Source organism: Lentilactobacillus sp., from assembly GCF_040773105.1.
In the GTDB taxonomy this organism is placed as follows: Bacteria; Bacillota; Bacilli; order Lactobacillales; family Lactobacillaceae; genus Lentilactobacillus; species Lentilactobacillus parabuchneri.
Genome location: NZ_JAXGWW010000118.1, coordinates 1 through 6247 on the forward strand (window position 1 = coordinate 1; position 6247 = coordinate 6247).

The following is a 6247-nucleotide window of genomic DNA, read 5'->3' on the forward strand; positions in this document are numbered from 1 at the left end:
AGTTTGTCATCCTGGACGAACCGATGAATGGGCTTGATCCACAAGCTAACAAGGATTTGCGGAAAATTATCTTGGACTTGGCTAAGCAAGGCACAACTTTCTTAATTTCCAGTCATATCTTAAGTGAATTGGAAAAGTTGGTTGATGATTTGGTTGTCATTGACAAGGGGCAGATCGTTTACACCCAAAGCATGGCCGAACTTGAAAGTGGCAGCAAGAAGTTACTTGTTTTGCAGACTTCTGACGATGCCAAAGCCAAGGACGTGTTGAGCCAAAATGGCTATCAACTTGATGACGGCGATAAGTTAAGTATCATCGAAACCGAGCAGACCAAGATGGCCGATGTGATCAAATTATTGTCTGATAATGGCGTTGATATTGAAGACGTTCAACATGTCCACAGTGATTTGGAAACATCCCTTTTGAACCTGCTTAAAAACGACAAAGTAAAGGAGTCATAGAATGATAACGTTAGTAAAACAAGAAACTTTTAAGTTGCTCCACAAGAAAAGTACCTATGCGGTTTCGGCAACGCTTTTGATTTTGATGACTTTGTTTGCGGTGTTGAGTCGTAGCCATCCGAAGTACTGGGGTCAGCCGCAGGATCGGTTTGTCCAACTGTTCACCGGTATCAACTGGATTGTGTTGTTCATGATTGCAGCCTGCAGTTCGATTATTGCTATGGAGTTTCAATATGGCACGATAAAAGAACTACTGTATCGAAAGTATTACCGTGGTGAGATTCTTGTCAGCAAATGGATTACCATGTTACTTTACTCAATTTATTTTTACGTTGTCGCATTCGTCTGGTCACTTCTTATGAAGGTTGTGTTGTTCAACGACAAATTTCAGCTTTCCGATAAATATTCAGGTGGTCATACGGTGATGGAAACGCAATGGCTGGGAATTGTTGGGTCCTTTTTAACCATTTGGTTGGTATTGAGCCTGGTTTTATTACTGGCCAACATTTTCAAAAGTACAGCTGCCGCAATTTCAATTGGAATTATCGGCTATTTTGCGCTTAGCATCGTGTCCAACATCATGTTCGTATTGATGCAAAAGTGGGAATGGCTCAAGTGGAACCCGCTGAACATGATGAATCTATCAAATCAACTGGTCTCAAGCTCGTTTCATAAAATGACGCTGCTTTCAACACCGGAAATGGTCGCTGGAAGTTTAGTGTACACCGCGATCTTTATGGCGATCAGCTACGTTATCTTCAAGCGTCGAAGTGTTTAAGTCGAACTGATTAAAATTAATAATATGACCTTTTGATGAGGGGGCCGCATTAGCCGAGAAAGCTGATGTGGCCCCCTTTTAATTGACCTATTCCCAATTTGTTCACAATAACAAGTCATTCTAATAATAATCTCATTAATTGTTAAGAGAGTCTAACGTTTCGTTGGAAAATGGACTTGTTGATAGAATTTTTTTTGAAGTTTGTTAATATGGACCCTGATTAAATGTTACAAATATGTTTCAAAATTTGAATTATCGGGGGAACCTTACATGGTACATAAGAGTTGGCTGGTACTAATGCCTTTAATGGTCTTATTGATGGGATGCACAGCTCATAAAGCCGCAACAACCCATTCAAGTTCAAATACGGAATACGGGAAATTCAATGGCGTGACGCTGGATGTGTCGCGGAGACACTACCGGGTATCAACGTTGAGAAAGTATATTCACTTGGTTGCCGATAATCACGGCAGCTTTATCCAGCTTCATTTTAGCGATGACAAGGACTTTGCGATTGAAAATAACTACGTTGGCCAATCGATCAAAAACGCCAGGAAAATTAACGGCGTTTGGCATAACAAGAAAACCAATCAGTTTTTCTATAGCCAAGCAGAGATCAAAAGCCTGGTTAAAGACGCTAAGCGGCAGGGGATTACGTTGATTCCAGAAATTGATACACCGGCCCACGTCACGGCCTTGGTTGAAACCATGAAAGCAAACGGCAAGGCCAAGTTGGCTAAGCAGGTCAGCTGGTATTCCAAGAGTTATCGTGATGAAATTCATCTTAATCAGGCCGGCATTCAGTTTGTTAACAAGCTCAATGATGAAGTCGGAGAAGACTTTGCCAATCAGAGTAATGCCCGATTTCATTTAGGCGGGGATGAATTTACAGACAAGGTGAAAAGTAATGCGCCCTACGTTAAATACTTGAACGCAACGAGTCAAAACGTGGAGAAAATGGGCTTTATTCCTGAAGCATGGAACGATGGCTTCTTGAACAGCAGCTTAAGCAAGCTCAATAAAGACATTCAAGTGACCTACTGGAGTTGGACGGCCGATCAACACGGAAGTCTCGGGAAACAACGACAAAAGTACTGGGCCTCAATGCCGAAGCTGATCAAACACGGGTTTAAGGTGCTGAACTATAACGATTATTACCTGTATTTCAACCTTTCGAAGGCAAATATTTCCAAGAAAAACGTGAACTACATGATTAGTGACATGAAGCAGTATTGGAAACCGACACTTTGGCACAACGATAATGACACAACATTGAAGTCGAAACGGGGAATTGTTGGCAGCAGTGTTTCACTTTGGGCAGACGCCGCTGGATCGATTACGGACCAGCAGGTATACCAGGCAAGCAATAAGTTCATTAAAACGTTCTTAAAGCTAGCAGAGGATCGGTAACATATTTGTTTTGGGGGGATTACTTATGAACACAATCAGTTACTTTGTGATTTTATATCCGGTTATTGTATCGACCGTTTGGATTACCGGATCCATCTTTTTTTCGATTCAAGAACGGCGGATTCCACTTCGAAATACTCATGCAGGACAGCCTGACGAGTTGGTTTCGATTTTGGTTCCAGCCCACAATGAAGAAGAAACGCTTGCGCAAGTGGTGGAATCGATCGCCAAGATTACGTATCAAAAGATCGAGTTGGTTTTGATTAATGATGGCAGTCACGATAATACGCTGGCGGTCATGGATTCGCTTAAAAAAAGGTATCACGAGCAATTTCCAATTAAAATTGTCGATATTAGGATCAACAAGGGAAAAGCCAACGCGTTAAACGAGGGTACGAAGGTCGCTTCTGGTGAATTCCTACTTTGCCTGGATGCCGACTGCTACGTTGACAAAAATGTCTTAGAGCCGATGTTAGCACGCTTTTACGACAATCCTAAAGTAGGCGCAGTTGCCGGTAAGCCGATTGTTCGAAATCGGACGAGTATTTTAGGCCGTCTTCAGCTGTTGGAATACGTGGGCGTGATTGACATCATCAAACGTGGTCAGGCGTTTGTCATCGGCCATATCACCACGGTTTCAGGTGTGGTGGTTGCCTATCGCAGAGCAGCGATCATCGACGCTGGCTGGTGGAATGTTGACGCAATCACTGAAGACATTGACATCACCTGGCGATTATACCAACACGGCTGGCAAGTCCGTTACTGTCCGCAATCCGTGGCCTGGTTCCTGAAAAAATTATGGACCTGATTCACCAAAGAAGACGTTGGGCTCGGGGTGGCTTTGAAGTCTTGTTCCGCAACCGGGGGATGTTTATTACCGGCCATTTGAGTGAACAATGGCTGCTACTTGATATGATCATCAGTGATTTGTGGGCGATTAGTTGTTCGTTCGTAACGCTTTTTTATCTGATCACCATTTTATTTACTGGTGACATCATTATGGATGGCGTGATTTTATTCTTGCTGTTGCTGATTAGTCTGGTGCAGTTTTGGATTGGCTATGCCGATTCCAAGGAATCTGATTTCATCAAATGGCAGGACTTGTCACTGCTGCCGTTATACGTTGTTTTCTACTGGTTTATCAATCTGGTCAGCTGTTTGACTGCCCTTGGATCATTCTTTCTTGACCCTGAGCGTTCCGGCAGCTGGAGCAGTCCGGATCGGGGGCTTTGATGATGAAAAAAGACAAACAGGAAACGAATCTGATTATTCGAAAACGGTCTTCGATTTTTAAACGGTTGGAGCGGTTCATCTTTTTAGTGATGTTGTGGGCGATGACAACTTACATTATCTACGTCAACGTTTGTTTTTTACTCAATGCCTATTCGGATACGTTAGTGTCGGACTATTTATTCTTGAACCTTTCGTATTATGCCTACGCGAGATTTGCGATGCTGGTATTGGTAATGGTTGGTTTCATGACAGTCTTTGGCTGGCTGCGGATTAAAAAATTGGAACGGGAGGCAAAACGCCATGAGCAGGACAAGTCGTAAGTGGATTTTAAGCGGATTTATTGTGATTTTTCTAGCACTGCTGGCTGTGAGCGTTCGACACAATATTGAGTATCAATTGGGAAACCGGCCGGATTTTGCGATTTCGAAGCGGGACCAACGAGTCAAAAATGGCATTATGGTCTTTTCGTACCATCGCATTCTCAATCCAACCGGGCTTGTCAAATTTGACGAGGCGGTGTCGCCTAACACCCAGTTCCATGATTTTAACGTCAACCTGCCGTCATTTAAAAAGCAGATGTATTATTTGCGCTCACATCACGTCAAGGTGATTTCAATTAAGCAAATGATGGCCATGGCCCACAGCAAGCGTCCCATTCATGGCAAGTATGTTGTCATTACGTTTGATGATATCGACCGGACATCGATTGAAAATGCCTTCCCGGTTCTCCAGAAGTTACATTATCCATTTACCCAATCGATTATTACCGGCAATACCGGCTGGTACAAGCAGGGGACTAAACTGGCAACTTGGCCGGCAATTCAACGGCTTCAAAAGCGGGCACACGGGCTGGTAACCTTTGGCGTCCACACGAATAATATGCACTACATGGTCGATCACGGGACGCCAGTTTTTAATATTCCGTCCAACTACACGAGGTTTACACGTGATTATGCGACCAGCCAAAGAGTTTTGAAGGAAAAAGTGGGCTACCGGTCGCCGATTTTTACCTATCCATACGGAAGTGGTGATTCCCAGATCCAGAAGTTTCTTTCCAACCAACCCGGCTTAAAGGTGATTTTGACGTTGAATGACGGCATTGTGACCAATCACAGTAATCTCAAGCAGACGCCACGGATTATTGTCAATAACTACAGTTGGAATAGTATTAAGAAATGGATTAACAACTAGCAATCATTTTACCAAAAATGAACTTTGAGATAGAATTAAGAAGACTTTAAATAAAGCGGGGGAAACGCAATGACTTTTTATACGTATGACTATCTCAAAAGTTCCCAAAGTAACTGGCAGTACGCGCGAGTGATCGCTTTAAGCGTGCTGGCAGTTATTTTCATCTTGTTTTTGATTCACTATTTGCGCAACCGGTTGGACATTAAATACAAGGATTTAAGCATCATTGTCGCGACACTGCTTCTGTTAGTGCTGGCAGTTCAATATAACGATTTTAGTGCCATTCAATCTTCATCCAAACAAACCGGGCAGATTACCCAAACCGTCAGGCAGGTTGCCAAGCGGCTTGAACTGCCACCCGAAAAGGTCAGCGTTAACTCGACCACCCAAAATGCAAATTTGATGGTCAAGGCACCGAATGGCTTCTATCGAGTGGATTACAACGCTGATGGAACGGCCTTTGTGTTGGAAAAAGTTGAGTTGGATTCGTCCAGTCGCATTAAAGTTGAGGAGGCACGCTAACATGTTTACATATTCAGATGTCGCATTAAAGCTAATCGTTGGTTTCTTATTTATTACGGTCTTAATCAATCTAACCGGTAAAGGAAATTTAGCACCCACATCGGCGATGGATCAACTACAAAACTATGTCCTTGGTGGCATTATCGGCGGGGTGATTTATAATCCGGCGATTACAATGGCTCAATTCTTGGTGATTCTTCTGTTATGGGCGCTGTTAATTCTGGTGACCCGTTATCTCAAGACCCACATTCATTGGTTTGGCAAGTTTATTGAAGGCGAACCGATCACGCTGGTTCGAAACGGTGAGATGCTGGTCGAAAATTGTATTCGCGCCAACTTATCCGCCAAAGACGTGGACTTCAAGCTTAGAACAGCCGGAGTTTACGATATTAGAGATGTTAAGCGGGCTATTTTGGAGCAAAACGGCCAACTGACTGTTTTGAATCGGGGAGAAGGCAGCATTCGCTATCCTGTGATTGTCGATGGCCAAATTGATCCCGATGTTTTGGATGTGATGGGAAAAGACCAGGAGTGGCTGGACGCTGAGCTTTCCAAGCAGGGAATCGATAATATCCGGGATGTTTACTGGGCAACGTATCGTGAAAATGTGTTGCAAGTAGAGCCCTTCCCGGAAAAATAAGCCTTTCTTACC

General features: G+C 43.4%; 6 protein-coding genes and 2 pseudogenes. All 8 read left to right on the forward strand.

The annotated features are described in order from the left end of the window. Positions 1 to 461, forward strand: a pseudogene (locus AB3112_RS07170) (ABC transporter ATP-binding protein); the annotation flags it as partial. A 1-nt stretch (position 462) separates the two neighbouring features. After that, on the forward strand, positions 463 to 1239 hold the full coding sequence (locus AB3112_RS07175) for an ABC transporter permease (RefSeq protein ID WP_367334190.1): 777 nt from the start codon (positions 463 to 465) through the stop codon (positions 1237 to 1239). Between the two features lie 270 nt (positions 1240 to 1509). After that, positions 1510 to 2649, forward strand: a complete 1140-nt coding sequence (locus tag AB3112_RS07180) for a family 20 glycosylhydrolase (protein WP_239822848.1) — start codon at positions 1510 to 1512, stop codon at positions 2647 to 2649. A 25-nt stretch (positions 2650 to 2674) separates the two neighbouring features. Next, a pseudogene (locus AB3112_RS07185) lies at positions 2675 to 3882 on the forward strand (glycosyltransferase). Next, positions 3882 to 4202 (forward strand): hypothetical protein, encoded by a 321-nt coding sequence (locus AB3112_RS07190; protein ID WP_084973537.1) that lies wholly within the window; start codon positions 3882 to 3884, stop codon positions 4200 to 4202. The pseudogene AB3112_RS07185 and the gene AB3112_RS07190 overlap by 1 nt, the downstream one beginning before the upstream one ends. Continuing rightward, a complete protein-coding gene (locus tag AB3112_RS07195) occupies positions 4183 to 5073 on the forward strand; it encodes a polysaccharide deacetylase family protein (RefSeq protein ID WP_057909589.1) in 891 nt (296 codons plus the stop codon). The genes AB3112_RS07190 and AB3112_RS07195 overlap by 20 nt, the downstream gene beginning before the upstream one ends. Before the next feature lie 69 nt (positions 5074 to 5142). Continuing rightward, entirely contained in the window at positions 5143 to 5595 is a 453-nt protein-coding gene (locus tag AB3112_RS07200; RefSeq protein WP_057909588.1) for a DUF3290 domain-containing protein, read from the forward strand. 1 nt (position 5596) lies between these two features. After that, the gene (locus AB3112_RS07205; protein WP_367334191.1) at positions 5597 to 6235 is read left to right on the forward strand and encodes a DUF421 domain-containing protein; all 639 of its coding nucleotides are present in this window, start codon (positions 5597 to 5599) and stop codon (positions 6233 to 6235) included. Positions 6236 to 6247 lie beyond the last annotated feature (12 nt).

Excerpts from the sequence above, each read along its gene's own strand:
- AB3112_RS07200 (WP_057909588.1), top strand. The coding sequence starts at position 5,143 with ATGACTTTTTATACGTATGACTATCTCAAAAGTTCCCAAAGTAACTGG.
- AB3112_RS07175 (WP_367334190.1), top strand. The coding sequence starts at position 463 with ATGATAACGTTAGTAAAACAAGAAACTTTTAAGTTGCTCCACAAGAAA.
- AB3112_RS07195 (WP_057909589.1), top strand. The coding sequence starts at position 4,183 with ATGAGCAGGACAAGTCGTAAGTGGATTTTAAGCGGATTTATTGTGATT.
- AB3112_RS07180 (WP_239822848.1), top strand. The coding sequence starts at position 1,510 with ATGGTACATAAGAGTTGGCTGGTACTAATGCCTTTAATGGTCTTATTG.
- AB3112_RS07205 (WP_367334191.1), top strand. The coding sequence starts at position 5,597 with ATGTTTACATATTCAGATGTCGCATTAAAGCTAATCGTTGGTTTCTTA.
- AB3112_RS07190 (WP_084973537.1), top strand. The coding sequence starts at position 3,882 with ATGATGAAAAAAGACAAACAGGAAACGAATCTGATTATTCGAAAACGG.